This is a genomic window from Pseudomonas asgharzadehiana (genome assembly GCF_019139815.1).
GTDB classification, from domain to species: domain Bacteria; phylum Pseudomonadota; class Gammaproteobacteria; order Pseudomonadales; family Pseudomonadaceae; genus Aquipseudomonas; species Aquipseudomonas asgharzadehiana.
This window is the reverse complement of record NZ_CP077079.1, coordinates 4,748,248-4,766,756: the sequence shown is the minus strand read 5'-3', so window position 1 is coordinate 4,766,756 and position 18,509 is coordinate 4,748,248. Positions and strand designations below refer to the sequence as shown.

Sequence of the window (18,509 nt, the reverse complement as noted above, 5' to 3'; positions counted from 1 at the left end):
GCCCACCCCAACCGGTAGACCGTGATTGCTATAGTCTGTGTAAACCAAAAGTTTAGAGTATGGTCTTATGGAGAGCTTTGGCAGTATCGAATGCTTCGTACGCAGCGCCGAAGGTGGCAGCTTTGCCGAAGCCGCGCGCCACCTGAGCCTGACGCCGGCGGCGGTGGGCAAAAGCGTGGCCAAGCTGGAAGTGCGCCTGGGTGTGCGGTTGTTCCAGCGCAGCACGCGCCGTCTCGCGCTGACCGAGGCCGGCAAGCTGTTCCTCGAAGAGGTCAGCGCCAGCCTCATCACCATCCAGAATGCCGTGGCCAACCTGGCCAGCGCCGAGGGGCGGCCGGTGGGCACGCTCAAGGTCAGCATGGGCACGGTGTTCGGCAATCGCTATGTGGTGCCTTTGCTTGGCGCGTTCATGCAACGTTTTCCGGATATCCGCCCGGACTGGCATTTCGATAATCGCCAAGTCGACCTGATCGGCCAGGGCTTTGATGCCGCCATAGGCGGTGGTTTCGAACTGCCCCAGGGTGTGGTGGCGCGCAAGTTGACCCCGGCGCACCGGGTGCTGGTGGCCTCGCCGGATTACCTGGCGAAGCGCCCGCCGGTGTCGGTGCCTGAGGATTTGGCACGTTGCACCGGCATCCTCATCCGTTCACCGCAAACCGGCCGTGTGCGTTCCTGGCAATTGACCAGCATCGAGCGCGACCACAGCCCGTTGGTGCTCAAGCCCGGCATGACCATGAGCGACTCCGAAGCCGCCTGCTGCGCCAGCGCCCAGGGCCTGGGCATCGCCCTGGTCAGCATGCCGATGGCCGTGCCGTTCCTCGACAGCGGCGCGGTGGTTCGTGTGTTGCCCGATTGGTATGTGGATGACGGCAATATCTCCATCTACTACGCCGAGCATAAATTGCTGCCCGGCAAGACCCGGGCGTTTGTGGATTTCATCATCGAGCAGTTCGCCGAGCAGAACTTGGGCCAGAGGTTCAGCGCACTCTAAGGCCAGGCACAGTTCAAGACGTGTGTGGGGGCGTGCCCCGATAGCAGTGGGTCAGTCATCCATCAGCCAGCTGACACCCTCGCATCGGGAGCAAACCCCCACATTCGATCTCAACGGCCGAACGTGCCCGGCCAGCCCATGATCTTTTTAGGCCTTGGCGTCGCATAAGTCCGAATTTTGGACGTCGACAGCCCCAACCGCACCAACGATTCGGCAATCGTCACCGCCGCCGTCACCCCATCCACCACCGGCACGCCGGTGCGCTGGCGAATGTGTTCGTCCAACCCGGCCATGCCGCCGCAGCCCAGGCAGATCACTTCGGCCTTGTCTTCCCCAATGGCCAGCTCCGCCTGGCGCACAATGGCTTCCATGGCGGCCAGCGGGTTTTCTTCCAATTCCAGCACAGCCATGCCGCTGGCCCGCACCGAGGCGCAGCGTTGGTACAGGCCGGCGAGCTTCAGGCGGTCTTCAATCAGCGGCACCGTGCGGTCCAGGGTGGTCACCACCGAATAAGCGTGGCCCAGGAACATGGCGGTGCTGGCGGCGGCTTCGGTGATATCCACCACCGGCACGTTCAACAATTCCTGCAAGCCTTCGCGGCCATGTTCGCCGTAGCCGGCCTGGATCACTGCGTCGAATGGCTGGTCGTAAGCCATGACCCGGTCCATCACGGCGATGGCCGCCAGGTAGCTTTCGAAATTGCCCTCCACCGACTCGGCGCCAAAGTACGGGGTGAGCCCGACGATTTCGGTGCCCGGCGCCGCCACGGCCCGCGCTTGCTGGGCGATGGTGTCGGTGATGGAGGCGGTGGTGTTGACGTTGACCACGAGGATACGCATGGAATGTCCTTGATTAATGACTGACGTTATCGACTGCAATGCTTTCGCCGCTGACATCGGCGTAAAACGGTTCGCGCTTGGCGATCAGCAGGTACAGCACCCCTGCAATACCGGCGCCAAACAGCCAGGAAAACGGCGAGACGCTGGCAAAACCCGGCAACAGCGCCAGCAGGATGGCGATCACCGCCGCAGGAATAAACGCCGCGACGGCACGTAAATTGACCCCACGGCTGTAGTGATAAACGCCTTTCGGATCTTCGCTGTACAACTGCGGTACATCCACCTGGCTTTTACGGATCAGCCAGTAATCAACCATGATCACCCCGTACAGCGGCCCCAGCAGCGCGCCCAGGCCGGAGAGGAAATACACAATCACCAAGGGGCTGTTGTAGAGGTTCCACGGCAGGATCAACACCGCCACGGTGGCGCTGATCAACCCGGCACGCCGAAAGTTCAGGTACTTGGGCGCCAGGTTGCTCAGCACAAAGGCCGGGGCGACGAAATTGGCCATGATGTTCACCGCCACGGTGACAATCAGGAACGCCAGGCAACCCAGCACGAGAAAGAAGGTGTTGGGGATGGCGGCGATGATTTCGGTGGGGCTTTCGATCACTCGGCCATTGAGCTGAAATTGCCCGCCGCACAGCAGCACGGTGATGGCGGCGAACACCAGGATGTTCACCGGCAGGCCCCAGAAATTACCGACCTGTATGGTTCTGCGGCACGGTGAAGAGCGGGCGAAATCACAGAAGTTGAGGATCAGCGTGCCGTAGATCGCCAACCACAGCGCGCCGCCGGCAAAGATATTGCGCCACATCTCGCCGCCGCTCAGGGGTTCGCGGATCGACCAGGCAATATTGCCGCCCGCCTGGAAGTACATCCAGCCGGCCAAGGCAGCCATCGTTGCCAGGATCACCGGCCCGGCGAAGCCTTCGTAGCGCCGCACCATCTCCATGCCGTAGGCCAGGATCACCAGTTGCACGAACCAGATCGCCACAAAACACACCCAACCCAGGGTGGATAAGCCCAGGATCGCGTTGTGGTCATACTCGGCAAAGCCTGGATGAATTGCCGTCAGCAGCACGCGGAAAACCACCGATGCCAGGTAGGTCTGGATACCAAACCAGGCAATCGCAATCACCGCACGGATCAGCGCCGGAAGCTGCGCGCCATGAATACCGAAACTGATACGGCTGATCACCGGGAACGGCACCCCGGTCTTCTGGCCCATATACCCCGACAGGTTCATGAAGAAGTACACCAGCGCCGCGCCGATCCCCAGGGACAGCAGGATTTGCCAACCGCCCAGGCCCAGCGCATACAGGCCGATGGCGAACGAATAATTGGCGATGTTGTGCACGTCATTGGTCCACAGCGCAAAAATGCTATAGCGCCCCCAACGCCGGCCTTCCACCTTGGTAGGCGCCAGGTCCTTGTTGTGCAGGCGTGGGCTGAGTACCAGCGGGCCGGGGCCGGCGGCCTCGGGGTTCAAGGCTGAAGAGGGCAGATCCAGTGCGAGGTCATTCGAGAGGCTAGTACGCATTCCGGCAGGCTCCAGCACATCTGCAGCAAAGCGGCGGATGGTAAAGTGTATGTAGGTTTTGTATTTATTGTATACAAAGCACTTTTCACCTTAAGCCACATGCGTGCCAGTTTTGGATCTATGAAAACCCTGGCTAATTTCGTTTTAATAGGGGATCTAAATAACTGGCTGAATTTAAAGATTTATAAATTGACCGATTGAACAGTTATTTATTTTTAAGGTGTAAGCGTGGGGTTCAACGAGACAGACGATAGTCGGGGGCAGGTGTTACGTTATGGTGCGTCTGAATAAGAATTGCACACATAAATGGCACCAATGGTTACATTTGTGTGTACATTTCAAGCCTAAATACAAAACAAATGTGGGAGGGGCTTGCCTCCGATAGCGGTGTTTCAGTCAAACATACGCTGACTGACAGACCGCTATCGGGGCAAGCCCCCTCCCACATTTTCCAACCGCGTCAACCCTCACGCCTTGCTGATGATGTTCCCCGCATGCAGCCCGCATTCCTTCTGCGTGGCCTCTTCCCACCACCAGCGGCCTTCGCGCTCATGTTGGTTGGGCAACACCGGCCGGGTGCATGGCTCGCAGCCGATGCTGATAAAGCCGCGTTCATGCAGGCTGTTGTAGGGCAGTTCCAGCATGCGGATATAACCCCAGATCTCTTCGCTGGTCATTTGCGCCAACGGGTTGAACTTGTATAGGGTGCGTTCCGGGGTGGAAAAGGCTGTGTCGATCTCCAGCACCGCCACCTGGCTGCGGGTGCCGGGGCTCTGGTCGCGGCGTTGGCCGGTGGCCCAGGCGCTCACGCCGGACAATTTGCGGCGCAGCGGTTCGATCTTGCGCACGCCGCAGCATTCGCCATGGCCATCCTTGTAGAAGCTGAACAGGCCCTTTTCCTTGACGAACGGCTCCAGCTTGCTCTGGTCCGGCGAGATCAGTTCGATGTCGATTTTGTAGAACTCGCGTACCTGCTCGATAAATCGGTAGGTCTCCGGATGCAGGCGGCCGGTGTCGAGGCTGAACACCTTGACGTTCTTGTTCAGCTTCCAGGCCATGTCCACCAGCACCACGTCCTCGGCACCGCTGAAAGAGATCCACAGGTCATCGCCGAACTGGCTGAACGCCAGCTTGAGAATGTCCTGGGCGGATTTGTTGGCATAGGTCGTGGCGAGTTCAACGACGTCGAAGGCTTGGTTCATCAGGACGGTTCCTACAGGTCAGTGGCGCTGAGCGCTCTCTAGGTGGGCGATGGTAACAAAATCCGCTCTGCGTTGCGGCGGCGAGCTTGAATCGCTAGAGTTCGGCAGTCGTTTTGCCCGCTCAACCAATAAATCCAATGGAGTGTCTTGTGGAAATTGCCTGTCTTGACCTGGAAGGGGTGCTGGTTCCGGAAATCTGGATCGCCTTCGCCGAAAAAACCGGTATCCAATCCCTGCGGGCCACCACCCGCGACATTCCCGACTACGACGTGCTGATGCAGCAACGTCTGCGCATCCTCGACGAACACGGGCTCAAGCTTGCCGACATACAGGCCGTGATCGCCACGCTCAAGCCGCTGGAAGGCGCCATCGAGTTCGTCAATTGGCTGCGCGAGCGCTTCCAGGTGGTGATCCTGTCCGACACGTTCTACGAGTTCTCCCAGCCGCTGATGCGCCAACTGGGCTTCCCGACCTTGCTTTGCCACCGTCTGATCACCGATGAAAATGACCGGGTGATCAGCTACCAACTGCGCCAGAAAGACCCCAAGCGCCAGTCGGTGCTGGCGTTCAAGAGCCTGTACTACCGCGTGATCGCCGCCGGCGATTCCTACAACGACACCACCATGCTGGGCGAAGCCGACCGTGGGATTCTGTTCCACGCGCCGGAGAATGTGATTCGCGAGTTCCCGCAGTTCCCAGCGGTGCATACGTTTGAGGATTTGAAGCGGGAGTTCATCAAGGCTTCGAATCGGACGTTGAGCCTGTAAGTCATTCAGTTGATGCCCAAAGCCACGAGGGTCGTGCGTTACAAACTTTCCAAGGTTTGTAACAGCACCCGTACCTTGGTCAGCGACTCCTGATACTCCGCCTCCCACTGCGAATCCGCCACGATCCCGCCTCCGCCCCAGCAGCACACCTGGCCATCCTTGACCAGCAAAGTGCGGATGGCGATGGAGCTGTCCATCTCGCCGCGCACGTCCAGGTACACCAGGGAGCCGCAATACAAGCCGCGTCGCGTCGGCTCCAGTTCGTCGATGATCTGCATTGCGCGGATCTTCGGCGCACCGGTAATGGACCCGCCGGGGAAGCTGCCGGCGATCAGGTCGAGGGCGTCTTTGTTGTCGGCCAACTCGCCGATAACGCTGCTGACCAGGTGATGCACGTTGGGGTAGCTTTCCAGGCTGAACAACTCCGGCACGCTCACCGAGCCGGTGCGACAGGTGCGGCCGAGGTCGTTGCGCAGCAGGTCGACAATCATCAGGTTTTCGGCGCGATCCTTGGGGCTGGCCAGCAGTTCGGCGGCGTGGGCGGCGTCTTGTTCAGGCGTTGCGCCGCGTGGCCGCGTGCCTTTGATCGGGCGGGTTTCAACCTGGCCCTCGCTGACCCTGACGAAGCGTTCCGGTGACAAGCTCAGCACCGCGCCGGCATCCGGCAGGCTCTGGAAACCGGAAAAAGGCGTTGGGCAGGCTGCGCGCAAGGCGCAATAAGCCGCCCATGGATCACCGATGCACGGCGCGCGAAAACGCTGGGCAAAGTTGACCTGGTAGCAGTCACCGGCCTGGATGTAATCCTGAATGCGCACGATGGCCTGGTGGTAAGCCTCAGGGGTCAGGTCCGACTTCATTGGCCCCTTCAGCGCGAACGGCGCCGTGGTCTCGGCCGTCGGTTGACTGAACAGCGCGATCAAGCGTTGCCGCTCGCTGTCAGCCAGCGCCGGGTGGAACACCAGTTGACTGGTTTGCACCTGGTGATCACTGATCAGCGCCCAGGCATACAAACCGAAGCGCGCGTCCGGCAGGTGCAAGTCATCCACCGCCAGGTGCGGCATTTGCTCCAGGTGTCGGCCAAAGTCATAGCTCAGGTAGCCGATCAAACCACCGACAAACGGCAAGGTGTAACCGTGGGGCAGGCTGGCGTTACCCAACTGAGTCAGGTTTTTACGCAAACGCTGCAGGAAATCGCTGCCGCTTTCGTCGGGCTCCACCGCCAAGGTCGCCTCGGGCCAGGCGCTGAGCAGGTCATAACGCCCGCGCTCGGCCACCGGCCGGCCGCTGTCGAGTAGCACCGCGCCGGGCGCATGGCGAATCGCCGCAAAATACTCGGCGGGGTTGGCCCGGTAGGGCAGCGGGTGTACGGAACAGGTCGACATGCGGGGTGGATCAGCCAAGGCGCGGGGGAGGGGATTGTAGTCCCCCGTAGGATTTGCTCCTAGAGGGGATGTCGGGGATAGACAGTTCGAAGGCCGGATCAACCTTCGACGGGCGGAATATGCCCAAACATTTCCTGTACGAACTTCACTCGTTCTTCCACCGTTTCCGTCACGCCGGCAGCTTTCAGCGCTTCCAATCGGGCCTCCACCGCATGGGTGCGCAGGGTCAGCCCACAGTCGTTGGCGATCTGGATATTCAGCCCCGGCCGTGCATTCAGCTCCAGGATCAGCGGGCCTTTTTCCTGGTCCAGCACCATGTCCACGCCGATATAGCCCAACCCGCACAGCTCGTAGCAGCCCGCGGCGAGCTTCATGAAACCGTCCCAGTTGGGCAACTGCACGCCGTCCACCGCGTTGGTGGTGTCGGGGTGCTTGGTAATGATGTTATTCAGCCAGGTGCCACGCAGGGTCAGGCCGGTGGCCAGGTCCACGCCCACGCCGATCGCGCCCTGGTGCAGGTTGGCCTTGCCGCCGGACTGGCGGGTCGGCAAGCGCAGCATGGCCATCACCGGGTAGCCCATCAGCACAATGATGCGGATATCCGGTACGCCTTCGTAACTGATGCTTTTGAAGATCTGGTCGGGCACCACGCGGTATTCGATCAGCGCACGGTCACGGTGGCCGCCCAGGGAGTACAGGCCGGTGAGGATGCTGGAGATCTGATGTTCGATCTCTTCATGGCTGATGATTTTGCCGGACACCGTGCGATAGCGCCCTTCAAAGCGGTCGGCCACGACGAGGATGCCATCCCCGCCGGCACCCTGGGCCGGCTTGATCACGAAGTCGCTGCGCCCGGCGATAATTTCGTCGAGCTTGTCGATTTCCTTTTCGGTGGAGATCACCCCGTACATTTGCGGCACATGGATGCCGGCGGCGATCGCGCGTTCCTTGGTGATGATTTTGTCATCCACGATCGGGTACAGGCTGCGCTTGTTGTACTTGAGCACGTAGTCGGCGTTACGCCGGTTGATGCCCATAATCCCCCGCGCTTCGAGGGCTTTCCAGGTCTTCCAGAAGCCGAACATTACGAGTCAGCCTTGAGGAAGGCCTTGAAGCGCACCAGTTCGGTCAGGCGATAGCCGCGATAACGCCCCATGGCCAGCATGAAGCCCACCAGGATCAGCAGGATCGCCGGGAAGGTGAACACGAAGTAGATCAACTCCGGCACGCTCATGATGATGTGCGCCAGGGACGCGGCGAACAGCGTACCAATCGCCACCTTCATCGCATGGCCACCGCCGCGTTCTTCCCAGGTAATCGACAGGCGTTCGATGGTCATGGTCAGGATCACCATCGGGAACAGTGCCACGGAGAGGCCGCGTTCCAGGCCCAGCTTATGGCTGAACAGGCTGATGGCCGCGATCAGTACCACCACGAACGTCAGCACCACCGACAGCCTCGGCAGCATCTGCAGCTTCAAATGTTCAAGGTACGACCTGAGCGACAGCCCCAGCGCGGTGATCACCGTAAACAGCATGATCCCGAAGCCCAACTGCGTTTCGCGGAACGCCAGGGCGATCAACACCGGGGTGAACGTGCCCAGGGTCTGCAGGCCGATCAGGTTACGCAGGATCAGAATCACCAGCACGCCGATCGGGATCATCACCATGATCATGAAGGTCTGCTGGGTTTGCAGCGGCAAGCCATACAGCGAGTATTCGAGGAAGTTGGCGTCGGTGTTCTCGTCGGTCAGCTTGGCCAGGCGAATGGCGTTCATTTCGCTGTTGTTGAGGCTGAAGGTCACCATGGCTTTCTTGCCGCCATCGACCGTGATCAGGTTCTCATCGCCGGTCCACCACAGCAGGCGGTCGGCGGGCAGGCCCTGTTCGCCGGTTTCCGGGTTGAAATACAGCCAGTCATTGCCATTGAAGCTGCGCAGCCACAGTTCCGGGGTTTGCGGTTGGTCGGCGACCAGGCGGATGGTGTGCACCTTTTCCACCGGCACATGGGCGATGGACAACAGCAACTCGACGATCTTGGCCTTGTGCGGCGTCGACGGGTCGCCCGCCAGCAACAACTTCACATTGTCGTCATTGAGGTTGTTGGTGCGCTTGATCGCTTCGGTAATGAAGGTCTCGACGTCGGCCGAATGCTGGCGGATCGGTGCCAGCAGGGCTTCGGCGGCGATTTTTTCCGGGCCTTCCACGGCGATGCTGTCGCGGAAGGTCGGGCCTTTGATCTTGGCTTTTTCGCCGCTGTAACGCTTGGTCAGCACCAGGCGGTAATACAGGGTCTGGTTGCCCTTGGCCCGGCGTGCCGACCAGGTGACCTTGCGGTTACCGTCGATGCGGTTGACGCTGACCCCGTAGTTATTGGAAATGAAACTCTCATTAAGGCTGACGAAGTCGCGGCTCAAGGGGGGCACGAACATCTGGATTTTCACCGGGTCTTTCGGGCTGGCGACGAACTCGACTTTGGCGTCGATGTTCCACAGGTCGTCGGTGGCGTCCTCGGTGACGGGAATGCCCAGCACGAAAATCTGATAGGCGGTGACCGAAATACCCAGCACCACCAGGATGGCGATCAGGATTTTCAGGTGCAGGGTAAGAGAGCGCATTCGGTTTACTCGGCGGTATGAGCGTCGGCGGCGCAGGCGGGTTTGCCTGCTGCGTATTTAAGACTGGGGTCGATCAGCGCATCAAAGCGTTTCAACGCTTCGGAGCCGATCAGCAGCGGGTATTGGAAAGCGCTGCGGTCAGTCAAGTTCACTTCGATGCTGCGTAAAGCGCTGCCCATGCAGATATCCAGGGAAATCACCGGGCGGGCGGTGTAGTTCTTGTCTTCATCGGGGTCGTAGTCGCCAGCGCGGCGCTTGATCTTGCTGACGCGGGCCAGGGGGCGCTCGATGGGGTGGGAATGGGCGGCGTCGATGGCCAGGTAGAACCGCACCCAGGATTCGCCGTTGCGCTTGAAACGCTTGATATCGCGGGCGCTGAGGGACGCGGTCTTGGCACCGGTGTCCAGCTTGGCGGCGACCTCCAGGTCGATATCAGCCAATTGGGCATATTCGTTGAGGCCATACACGGTCTTCTCGGCGGCAACGCCAAGGCTCGGTAGGCACAGTAGGCAAAACAGGGGGAAGGGCTTGAGTCTCATAGATCCTGAGGCGGTGCAGTGCGATGTTCAATTCAAGGCGACTGGCATTGCTGCGCAAACTCCCTCGTGCGCCGTTTCATCCAATGATGTCAGGCAAAAGCGGCGGGCATTCTAACATGATGCTTTTTTGGCGCCAGCGCTGGCAGGCGGCCATGCTCTCGGTGAATACGTTGAGGGTTATTAGACGATTGTCGACAATGTGGATTTATTCTTTGACTAATGCAGGCTGATTGGCTAGTTTTTGCGGCATTGCTTTTAAAGGTGTCGACAATATGTGGGTTCAATCGGAATCTCCGGTCGCTGCTTCCGACGAGTCCCAGACAATGTCGGAGAACGTCTTCCGGCGTATCCAGGCCGCCATCGTCAAGGGCGAGATCGCCCCCGGCAGCAAGATCTCCGAGCCGGAACTGGCGCGCACCTACGGCATCAGCCGCGGCCCGCTGCGCGAAGCGATCCATCGTCTGGAAGGCCAGCGCCTGCTGGTGCGCGTGCCCCATGTGGGCGCCCGCGTTGTGTCGTTGAGCCATGCCGAGCTGGTCGAGCTCTATGAGATCCGCGAGTCCCTGGAAGGCATGGCCTGCCGCTTGGCCGCCGAGCGCATGACCGACGCCGAAATCGAAGAACTGCGCCAAGTGCTGCATACCCATGAACGGGATGCGGCATTCCAGGCCGGCGTCGGTTACTACCAGCAGGAAGGCGACTTCGACTTTCATTACCGGATAATTCAAGGCGCGGGCAACCGCACCCTCACTCAAATGCTCTGCGGCGAGCTGTACCAGTTGGTGCGCATGTACCGCATCCAGTTCTCCGCCACGCCGAATCGTCCACGCCAGGCTTTTGCCGAGCATCACCGCATTCTGGACGCGATTGCCGATCGCGACGGTGAATTGGCCGAATTGTTGATGCGCCGGCATATCGGCGCTTCCAAACGCAATATTGCCCGTCACTTTCCGGACGGCGCCCCTGATAGAGGTGAGTCATGAGTTCGAATAATAAAAGCACACCCGGCCAGCGTTTCCGTGACGCGGTCGCCAGCGAGCATCCGTTGCAGGTGGTCGGCACGATCAACGCCAACCACGCCCTGTTGGCCAAGCGCGCCGGCTTCAAGGCGATTTATCTGTCAGGCGGCGGCGTGGCTGCCGGCTCCCTGGGCGTGCCGGACCTGGGCATCACCGGCCTGGACGACGTGCTCACCGACGTGCGTCGTATCACCGATGTATGCGACCTGCCGCTGCTGGTGGACGTGGACACCGGGTTCGGTTCCTCGGCGTTCAACGTGGCGCGCACCGTCAAGTCGATGATCAAGTTCGGCGCGGCCGCCATCCACATCGAAGACCAGGTCGGCGCCAAACGCTGCGGGCATCGCCCGAACAAAGAAATCGTCTCCCAGCAGGAGATGGTCGACCGCATCAAGGCCGCCGTGGATGCGCGCACCGATGACAGCTTTGTGATCATGGCGCGTACCGATGCCCTGGCCGTCGAAGGCCTGGAATCCGCCCTGGAGCGTGCCGCCGCCTGTATCGAGGCCGGTGCCGACATGGTCTTCCCGGAAGCCATCACTGAACTGGAGATGTACAAACTGTTCGCTGCCCGGGTGAAAGCGCCAATTCTGGCCAATATCACCGAATTCGGTGCGACGCCGCTGTACACCACCGAACAGTTGAAATCTGCCGATGTTTCCCTGGTGCTGTACCCGCTCTCGGCCTTTCGCGCCATGAACAAGGCCGCCGAAAACGTCTACACCGCGATCCGTCGCGACGGCACCCAGCAGAACGTGATCGACACCATGCAAACCCGCATGGAGCTTTACGACCGCATCGACTACCACACCTTCGAGCAGAAGCTCGACGCGCTGTTCGCCGCGAAAAAGTAACGAACGCGCCTCCCATAACTACAAAATTGGAGAACGAACATGGCTGAAGCAAAAGTATTGAGTGGCGCCGGCCTGCGTGGCCAGGTCGCCGGGCAGACCGCTCTGTCCACCGTGGGCCAAGCCGGTGCCGGCCTGACCTATCGCGGCTACGACGTACGCGAACTGGCCGCCGACGCGCAGTTTGAAGAAGTCGCCTACCTGCTGTTGTACGGCGAACTGCCGACCCAGGCCCAACTGACCGACTATCGCCACAAGCTGAGCAAGCTGCGCGACCTGCCCCAGGCACTGAAAGAAGTGCTGGAACGCATCCCCGCCGACGCCCATCCGATGGACGTGATGCGCACCGGTTGTTCGTTCCTGGGCAATATCGAACCCGAGAAAGACTTCAGTGTGCAACGGGATGTCACCGACCGCCTGCTCGCCGCGTTTCCGGCGATCATGTGTTACTGGTACCGCTTCAGCCATGACGGCAAGCGCATCGACTGCGTGACTGACGAGCCAGGCATCGGCGGCCACTTCCTGCACCTGCTGCACGGCAAGAAGCCGAGCGAGCTGCATGAGAAAGTCATGAATGTGTCGCTGATCCTCTACGCCGAGCACGAGTTCAACGCGTCGACCTTCACCGCACGAGTGTGCGCTTCGACCCTGTCGGACCTGTATTCCTGCGTCACCGCTGCCATCGGCTCGCTGCGCGGCCCGCTGCATGGCGGCGCCAACGAAGCGGCGATGGAGATGATCGAACGTTTCGGCTCTGCCGCAGAAGCGGTGGAAGGCACCCTCGGCATGCTGGCGCGCAAAGACAAGATCATGGGCTTCGGCCACGCGATCTACAAAGACAACGACCCGCGCAATGAAGTGATCAAGGGCTGGTCGAAAAAACTCGCCGACGAAGTGGGCGACACCGTGTTGTTCCCGGTCTCCGAAGCCATCGACAAAACCATGTGGGAGCAGAAAAAACTCTTCCCCAACGCCGACTTCTACCATGCCTCGGCGTACCACTTCATGGGCATCCCGACCAAGCTGTTCACGCCGATCTTTGTCTGCTCGCGCCTGACCGGCTGGGCCGCGCATGTGTTTGAGCAGCGTGCCAACAACCGCATCATCCGTCCAAGCGCCGAGTACACCGGCGTCGAACAGCGCAAGTTCGTGCCAATCGAACGTCGCTGAAGACCGGCGATCCTGAAGTGGAATGAGATCAAATGTGGGAGGGCGGTGCGACGACTCGACTTGCCCCCTTCCACATTTAAATCGCATGTCAAATCTGGATCAGTGGGTCCCTCTTGCAACCACCGTGACCGAGTCCTGACGATGAACACTGAATTTCGCAAACCGCTGCCCGGCAGCCGCCTGGATTACTTCGACGCCCGCGCGGCAGTCGAAGCCATCACCCCCGGCGCCTACGCCACGTTGCCCTATACCTCCCGCGTGCTCGCTGAAAACCTGGTGCGCCGTTGCGACCCGGCCACCCTTGAGGCGTCCCTGAGCCAACTGATCGAACGCAAACGCGACCTCGACTTTCCCTGGTTCCCGGCGCGCGTGGTGTGCCACGACATCCTTGGCCAGACCGCGCTGGTCGACCTCGCCGGCCTGCGCGACGCCATCGCCCTGCAAGGCGGTGACCCGGCGCAGGTCAACCCGGTGGTGCCGACCCAGTTGATTGTCGACCACTCCCTGGCCGTCGAGGCCGGTGGTTTCGATCCGGATGCGTTCCAGAAGAACCGCGCCATCGAGGACCGCCGCAACGAAGACCGTTTTCACTTTATCGAATGGACCAAAAAAGCCTTCAAGAACGTCGACGTGATCCCGCCGGGTAACGGCATCATGCACCAGATCAACCTGGAGAAAATGTCCCCGGTGATCCAGGTGCGCGACGGCGTGGCCTTCCCCGACACCTGTGTCGGCACCGACAGCCACACCCCGCATGTGGACGCCTTGGGCGTGATCGCCATCGGCGTCGGTGGCCTGGAAGCCGAGAGCGTGATGCTCGGCCGCGCCTCGTGGATGCGCCTGCCCGAAAGCGTGGGCGTCGAGCTCACCGGCAAGCTGCAGCCGGGCATCACGGCCACCGATATGGTGTTGGCGCTGACCGAGTTCCTGCGCAAGCAAAAAGTCGTCGGCGCGTGGCTGGAGTTCTTTGGTGAAGGTGCGTCGGCGCTCACCCTGGGCGACCGCGCGACCATCTCCAACATGGCCCCGGAATACGGTGCCACGGCGGCGATGTTCTACATCGACCAGCAAACCATTGCCTACCTCAAGCTCACCGGCCGCGAAGACGAACAAGTCGCGCTGGTCGAGCAGTACGCACGCCACACCGGGCTGTGGGCCGATGACCTCAAGGGGGCGCAATACGAGCGTGGCCTGAGCTTCGACCTGTCCAGCGTCGTGCGCAACATGGCCGGCCCGAGCAACCCCCACGCCCGCGTCGCCACGCGTGACCTGGCTGCTCAAGGCATTTGCGGCCAGTGGGACGACGTACCGGGGCAGATGCCGGACGGCGCGGTGATCATCGCCGCCATCACCAGTTGCACCAACACCAGCAACCCGCGCAACGTGATCGCCGCCGGCCTGCTGGCGCGCAATGCCAACCGGCTGGGGCTGACGCGCAAGCCGTGGGTCAAATCGTCCCTGGCGCCCGGCTCGAAAACCGTGGCGATGTACCTGGAAGAAGCCGGCCTGGGCCATGAGCTGGAAAAACTCGGCTTTGGCGTAGTGGCCTTCGCCTGCACCACTTGCAATGGCATGTCCGGCGCGCTGGACCCGGTGATCCAGCAAGAGATCATCGACCGCGACCTGTACGCCACCGCCGTGCTTTCGGGCAACCGCAACTTCGACGGGCGGATTCACCCGTACGCCAAGCAAGCGTTCCTGGCGTCGCCGCCGCTGGTGGTGGCCTATGCGATTGCCGGCACCATCCGGTTCGACATCGAAAAGGACGTGCTTGGCCTGGATGCCGACGGCAAGGAGATCCGCCTGCAGGACATCTGGCCGAGCGACGAAGAAATCGACGCGGTGGTCAAGGCCTCGGTCAAGCCCGAGCAGTTCCGCGCGGTGTACATTCCGATGTTCGCGATCCACGAAGACACCGGCCCCAAGGTCACGCCGCTGTACGACTGGCGCCCGCAAAGCACCTATATCCGCCGCCCGCCGTACTGGGAAGGCGCATTGGCCGGTGCGCGCCCGCTCAAGGGCATGCGCCCGCTGGCGGTGCTGCCGGACAACATCACCACCGACCACCTGTCGCCTTCGAACGCGATCATGCTCGACAGCGCCGCCGGCGAATACCTGGCGAAAATGGGCCTGCCGGAAGTCGACTTCAACTCTTACGCGACCCACCGTGGCGACCACCTGACCGCGCAACGCGCCACCTTCGCCAACCCGAAACTGTTCAACGAAATGGTGCAGGAAAACGGCAAGGTCAAGCAGGGCTCCCTGGCGCGCATCGAGCCCGAAGGCAAGGTTACGCGCATGTGGGAAGCCATCGAAACCTACATGGAACGCAAGCAGCCGCTGATCATCATCGCCGGTGCCGACTACGGCCAAGGCTCCTCCCGCGACTGGGCCGCCAAGGGCGTACGCCTGGCCGGTGTGGAAGCGATTGCCGCCGAAGGGTTCGAACGTATCCACCGCACCAACCTGGTGGGCATGGGCGTGTTGCCGCTGGAGTTTCTGCCGGGCACCGACCGCCACACCTTGCACATCGACGGCAGTGAAACCTATGACGTGGTCGGCGAACGCACACCGCGTGCGCAGTTGACCCTGGTGATCAACCGCAAGAACGGCGAACGTGTCGAGGTGCCGGTGACCTGCCGCCTGGACACCGCCGAAGAAGTGTCGATCTACGAGGCGGGCGGCGTGTTGCAACGTTTCGCCCAGGACTTCCTGGAATCGGCGGCGACCGCCTGAGAAGAGGATGCATATGGCACCTGTAGCGCAAATCAAGATCCCCGCCACCTATATGCGTGGCGGCACCAGCAAGGGCGTATTTTTCCGCCTCCAGGACCTGCCCGCTTCGGCGCAGGTCCCGGGGAAGGCCCGCGATGCCTTGTTGCTGCGAGTGATCGGCAGCCCCGATCCCTACGACAAGCAAATCGATGGCATGGGCGGCGCCACGTCCAGCACCAGCAAGACCGTGATTCTTTCCAAGAGCACCCGTGCCGATCACGACGTGGACTACCTGTTTGGCCAGGTCTCCATCGATAAGCCCTTTGTCGACTGGAGCGGCAACTGCGGCAACCTGTCGGCGGCGGTGGGTTCGTTCGCGATCAGTGCGGGTTTGGTCGAGCCGGCTCGAATCCCACACAACGGCGTGGCCGTGGTGCGCGTCTGGCAGGCCAATATCGGCAAGACCATCATCGCCCGCGTGCCGATCACCGACGGCGCGGTACAGGAAACCGGCGACTTCGAACTGGACGGCGTGACGTTTCCGGCTGCCGAAGTGCAGCTGGAATTCATGGACCCGGCGGCGGAAGAAGAGGGCGGCGGTGGCTCGATGTTCCCCACCGGCAACCTGGTCGACGATCTGGAAGTACCTGGTATCGGCACCTTCAAGGCCACGCTGATCAACGCCGGTATCCCGACGATTTTCATCAACGCCCAAGACTTGGGTTATACCGGCACCGAGCTGCAAGGTGCGATCAACGGCGACCCCAAGGCCCTGGCCATGTTCGAGACCGTGCGTGCCCACGGCGCGCTGCGCATGGGCTTGATCAAGCACCTGGACGAAGCGGCCCAGCGCCAGCACACGCCGAAGGTCGCGTTTGTGGCCAAGCCTTCCGATTACGTGGCCTCCAGCGGCAAGGCGATCAAGGCCGGGGATGTGGATTTGCTGGTGCGTGCGCTGTCCATGGGCAAGCTGCACCACGCGATGATGGGCACGGCGGCGGTGGCAATTGGCACGGCGGCGGCGATTTCCGGGACCTTGGTCAACCTCGCGGCCGGTGGCATTGAACGTAACGCCGTGCGCTTCGGGCATCCGTCCGGCACCTTGCGCGTGGGTGCTGAAGCCACCCAGGTGAACGGCGAATGGGTCGTGAAAAAAGCCATCATGAGCCGCAGTGCGCGGGTGTTGATGGAAGGTTGCGTGCGCGTCCCCGGCGACTCTTTCTAAAGCCCAACACCAATTCCCTGTGGGAGGAAGCAAGCCTCCCCCCACAAGGGACATAAGCAGGCATACAGACCTGCGACACGATCAACCCTGACCCTGAGGATGGAACAACCCTAACTTTTGGAGCACTGCCATGAGCACCAACGTCGACCAGAACAATCGCCCCGACTACGACCAGGTCCTGCAGGACATCGCCGACTACGTCCTCAGTTACCGAATCGACTCGCCGCTCGCACTGGACACCGCGCGCAACTGCCTGATGGACACGCTCGGCTGTGGCCTGCTGGCCCTGCGTTTCCCCGAATGCACCAAGCACCTCGGGCCGCTCGTCGAAGGCAGCGTGGTGCCGTTCGGCGCACGCGTGCCGGGCACGTCATTTCGGCTGGACCCGGTCAAGGCGGCGTGGGACATCGGCTGCATCGTGCGCTGGCTCGACTACAACGACACCTGGCTCGCCGCCGAATGGGGCCACCCTTCCGACAACCTCGGCGGCATCCTCGCCGTGGCCGATCACCTGTCGCAAAAACGCCTGGCCAATGGCGACGCGCCGCTGACCGTGCGCGTGGTGCTGGAAGCGATGATCATGGCTCACGAAATCCAGGGCGTGATCGCTCTGGAAAACTCGTTCAACCGCGTCGGCCTCGACCATGTGCTGTTGGTGAAAGTCGCCTCCACCGCCGTCACCGCCAAACTGATGGGGGCCAATCGTGAGCAATTGCTGGCGGCCTTGTCCCACGCGTTTGTCGACGGGCAGGCGCTGCGGACTTACCGACATGCGCCGAACGCCGGTTCGCGTAAATCCTGGGCGGCGGGTGATGCGTCGAGTCGTGGCGTACGCCTGGCGGATATCGCGCTGCGGGGCGAGATGGGCATCCCTGGTGTATTGAGTGCGCCGCAGTGGGGGTTCTATGACGTGCTGTTCAGCCACACCAACAAGGATCTGGCCCTCAAGCCCGAAGACAAACGTGCGTTCAGCCTGTCCCAAGCCTATGGCACCTACGTGATGGAAAACGTGCTGTTCAAGATCAGCTTCCCCGCCGAGTTCCACGCGCAAACGGCTTGCGAAGCGGCGGTGACCTTGCACCCGCAAGTCAAACATCGCCTGCATGAAATCGAGCGTATCGTGATCACCACCCACGAGTCGGCGATCCGCATCATCTCCAAGGTCGGCCCACTGGCCAATGCCGCCGACCGCGACCACTGCCTGCAATACATGACCGCCGTGCCCCTGGCGTTCGGCACGCTGGTGGCCGAGCACTACGAGGATGCGTTCCACGCCGCGCACCCGATCATCGACGTGTTGCGCGACAAGATGGAAATCGTCGAGGAACCGCGCTACAGCCGTGAGTACCTGGAAGCCGACAAGCGTTCCATCGCCAATGCGGTGCAAGTGTTCTTCGTCGATGGCACCTGTACCGAGCAGGTGGCGGTGGAGTATCCGATTGGCCATCGTCGCCGTCGTGCGCAGGGCATTTCGTTGCTGGAAGACAAGTTCAAGGCCAACCTGTGCACGCGGTTTACCGGCCAGCGCAGTGCCGAAATTTTTGCCTTGTGCAAGGACCAGGCGCAGCTTGAGGCCACGCCGGTCAACCGCTTCATGGACCTGTTCGTGATCTGAAAAACGGTGCAGGACTAAATTGTGGGAGGGGCGG

At 61.4% G+C, this 18,509-nt stretch carries 15 protein-coding genes; 8 read left to right on the top strand and 7 right to left on the bottom strand.

What is annotated here, in order from left to right; genetic code table 11:
• The first annotated feature begins 67 nt into the window (after positions 1 to 67).
• Positions 68 to 991, top strand: coding sequence for a LysR family transcriptional regulator (locus tag KSS96_RS21490; protein ID WP_065878227.1), 924 nt, complete (start codon positions 68 to 70; stop codon positions 989 to 991).
• Between the two features lie 110 nt (positions 992 to 1,101).
• Here the strand turns inward: KSS96_RS21490 and KSS96_RS21485 are convergent, their stop codons facing one another.
• The 3 genes from KSS96_RS21485 to KSS96_RS21475 all read right to left on the bottom strand — a co-directional run bounded on the left by KSS96_RS21485 (position 1,102) and on the right by KSS96_RS21475 (position 4,575).
• Complete coding sequence (locus tag KSS96_RS21485; protein ID WP_065878222.1) at positions 1,102 to 1,830, bottom strand: aspartate/glutamate racemase family protein; 729 nt, start codon at positions 1,828 to 1,830, stop codon at positions 1,102 to 1,104.
• Between the two features lie 13 nt (positions 1,831 to 1,843).
• Complete coding sequence (locus tag KSS96_RS21480; RefSeq protein ID WP_017527435.1) at positions 1,844 to 3,373, bottom strand: NCS1 family nucleobase:cation symporter-1; 1,530 nt, start codon at positions 3,371 to 3,373, stop codon at positions 1,844 to 1,846.
• Between the two features lie 467 nt (positions 3,374 to 3,840).
• The gene (locus KSS96_RS21475) at positions 3,841 to 4,575 is read right to left on the bottom strand and encodes a phosphoadenylyl-sulfate reductase (RefSeq protein WP_065878221.1); all 735 of its coding nucleotides are present in this window, start codon (positions 4,573 to 4,575) and stop codon (positions 3,841 to 3,843) included.
• A gap of 149 nt (positions 4,576 to 4,724) precedes the next feature.
• Here KSS96_RS21475 and thrH point away from each other — a divergent pair, with 149 nt between their 5' ends.
• Positions 4,725 to 5,342 (top strand): bifunctional phosphoserine phosphatase/homoserine phosphotransferase ThrH, encoded by a 618-nt coding sequence (gene thrH / locus KSS96_RS21470; RefSeq protein WP_017527437.1) that lies wholly within the window; start codon positions 4,725 to 4,727, stop codon positions 5,340 to 5,342.
• A 38-nt stretch (positions 5,343 to 5,380) separates the two neighbouring features.
• Here the strand turns inward: thrH and pabB are convergent, their stop codons facing one another.
• From pabB to rloA, 4 genes are all read right to left on the bottom strand, one after another.
• Positions 5,381 to 6,724 carry an aminodeoxychorismate synthase component I gene (gene pabB / locus KSS96_RS21465; protein WP_017527438.1) on the bottom strand — a complete coding sequence of 448 codons (1,344 nt, stop codon included), beginning with the start codon at positions 6,722 to 6,724 and terminating at the stop codon, positions 5,381 to 5,383.
• A gap of 98 nt (positions 6,725 to 6,822) precedes the next feature.
• Positions 6,823 to 7,809 (bottom strand): alpha-L-glutamate ligase-like protein, encoded by a 987-nt coding sequence (locus tag KSS96_RS21460; protein ID WP_017527439.1) that lies wholly within the window; start codon positions 7,807 to 7,809, stop codon positions 6,823 to 6,825.
• Positions 7,809 to 9,341, bottom strand: a complete 1,533-nt coding sequence (rloB, locus tag KSS96_RS21455; RefSeq protein ID WP_017527440.1) for an osmotic stress tolerance membrane protein RloB — start codon at positions 9,339 to 9,341, stop codon at positions 7,809 to 7,811. The genes KSS96_RS21460 and rloB overlap by 1 nt, the downstream gene beginning before the upstream one ends.
• 5 nt (positions 9,342 to 9,346) lie before the next feature.
• Positions 9,347 to 9,880 (bottom strand): retropepsin-like aspartic peptidase RloA, encoded by a 534-nt coding sequence (gene rloA / locus KSS96_RS21450; protein ID WP_017527441.1) that lies wholly within the window; start codon positions 9,878 to 9,880, stop codon positions 9,347 to 9,349.
• Positions 9,881 to 10,152: 272 nt separating this feature from the next.
• On the opposite strand from rloA, the gene KSS96_RS21445 reads away from it, so the two are divergent.
• The 6 genes from KSS96_RS21445 to prpD all read left to right on the top strand — a co-directional run bounded on the left by KSS96_RS21445 (position 10,153) and on the right by prpD (position 18,475).
• On the top strand, positions 10,153 to 10,863 hold the full coding sequence (locus KSS96_RS21445) for a GntR family transcriptional regulator (RefSeq protein WP_017527442.1): 711 nt from the start codon (positions 10,153 to 10,155) through the stop codon (positions 10,861 to 10,863).
• Complete coding sequence (gene prpB, locus KSS96_RS21440; protein WP_065878219.1) at positions 10,860 to 11,753, top strand: methylisocitrate lyase; 894 nt, start codon at positions 10,860 to 10,862, stop codon at positions 11,751 to 11,753. Before KSS96_RS21445 ends, prpB begins: the two co-directional genes overlap by 4 nt.
• A gap of 39 nt (positions 11,754 to 11,792) precedes the next feature.
• On the top strand, positions 11,793 to 12,920 hold the full coding sequence (prpC, locus tag KSS96_RS21435; RefSeq protein ID WP_017527444.1) for a bifunctional 2-methylcitrate synthase/citrate synthase: 1,128 nt from the start codon (positions 11,793 to 11,795) through the stop codon (positions 12,918 to 12,920).
• A 141-nt stretch (positions 12,921 to 13,061) separates the two neighbouring features.
• Complete coding sequence (gene acnD / locus KSS96_RS21430; RefSeq protein ID WP_065878215.1) at positions 13,062 to 15,656, top strand: Fe/S-dependent 2-methylisocitrate dehydratase AcnD; 2,595 nt, start codon at positions 13,062 to 13,064, stop codon at positions 15,654 to 15,656.
• 13 nt (positions 15,657 to 15,669) lie between these two features.
• Entirely contained in the window at positions 15,670 to 16,860 is a 1,191-nt protein-coding gene (gene prpF / locus KSS96_RS21425) for a 2-methylaconitate cis-trans isomerase PrpF (RefSeq protein ID WP_017527446.1), read from the top strand.
• A 130-nt stretch (positions 16,861 to 16,990) separates the two neighbouring features.
• Positions 16,991 to 18,475: a 2-methylcitrate dehydratase gene (prpD, locus tag KSS96_RS21420; RefSeq protein ID WP_217855308.1), complete on the top strand. Its 1,485-nt coding sequence runs from the start codon at positions 16,991 to 16,993 to the stop codon at positions 18,473 to 18,475.
• Positions 18,476 to 18,509: the final 34 nt, after the last annotated feature.

Coding starts and splice junctions, on each gene's coding strand:
- KSS96_RS21490 (WP_065878227.1), top strand. CDS start 68: ATGGAGAGCTTTGGCAGTATCGAATGCTTCGTACGCAGCGCCGAAGGT.
- KSS96_RS21485 (WP_065878222.1), bottom strand. CDS start 1,830: ATGCGTATCCTCGTGGTCAACGTCAACACCACCGCCTCCATCACCGAC.
- KSS96_RS21480 (WP_017527435.1), bottom strand. CDS start 3,373: ATGCGTACTAGCCTCTCGAATGACCTCGCACTGGATCTGCCCTCTTCA.
- KSS96_RS21475 (WP_065878221.1), bottom strand. CDS start 4,575: ATGAACCAAGCCTTCGACGTCGTTGAACTCGCCACGACCTATGCCAAC.
- pabB (WP_017527438.1), bottom strand. CDS start 6,724: ATGTCGACCTGTTCCGTACACCCGCTGCCCTACCGGGCCAACCCCGCC.
- KSS96_RS21460 (WP_017527439.1), bottom strand. CDS start 7,809: ATGTTCGGCTTCTGGAAGACCTGGAAAGCCCTCGAAGCGCGGGGGATT.
- rloB (WP_017527440.1), bottom strand. CDS start 9,341: ATGCGCTCTCTTACCCTGCACCTGAAAATCCTGATCGCCATCCTGGTG.
- rloA (WP_017527441.1), bottom strand. CDS start 9,880: ATGAGACTCAAGCCCTTCCCCCTGTTTTGCCTACTGTGCCTACCGAGC.
- KSS96_RS21445 (WP_017527442.1), top strand. CDS start 10,153: ATGTGGGTTCAATCGGAATCTCCGGTCGCTGCTTCCGACGAGTCCCAG.
- prpB (WP_065878219.1), top strand. CDS start 10,860: ATGAGTTCGAATAATAAAAGCACACCCGGCCAGCGTTTCCGTGACGCG.
- prpC (WP_017527444.1), top strand. CDS start 11,793: ATGGCTGAAGCAAAAGTATTGAGTGGCGCCGGCCTGCGTGGCCAGGTC.
- acnD (WP_065878215.1), top strand. CDS start 13,062: ATGAACACTGAATTTCGCAAACCGCTGCCCGGCAGCCGCCTGGATTAC.
- prpF (WP_017527446.1), top strand. CDS start 15,670: ATGGCACCTGTAGCGCAAATCAAGATCCCCGCCACCTATATGCGTGGC.
- prpD (WP_217855308.1), top strand. CDS start 16,991: ATGAGCACCAACGTCGACCAGAACAATCGCCCCGACTACGACCAGGTC.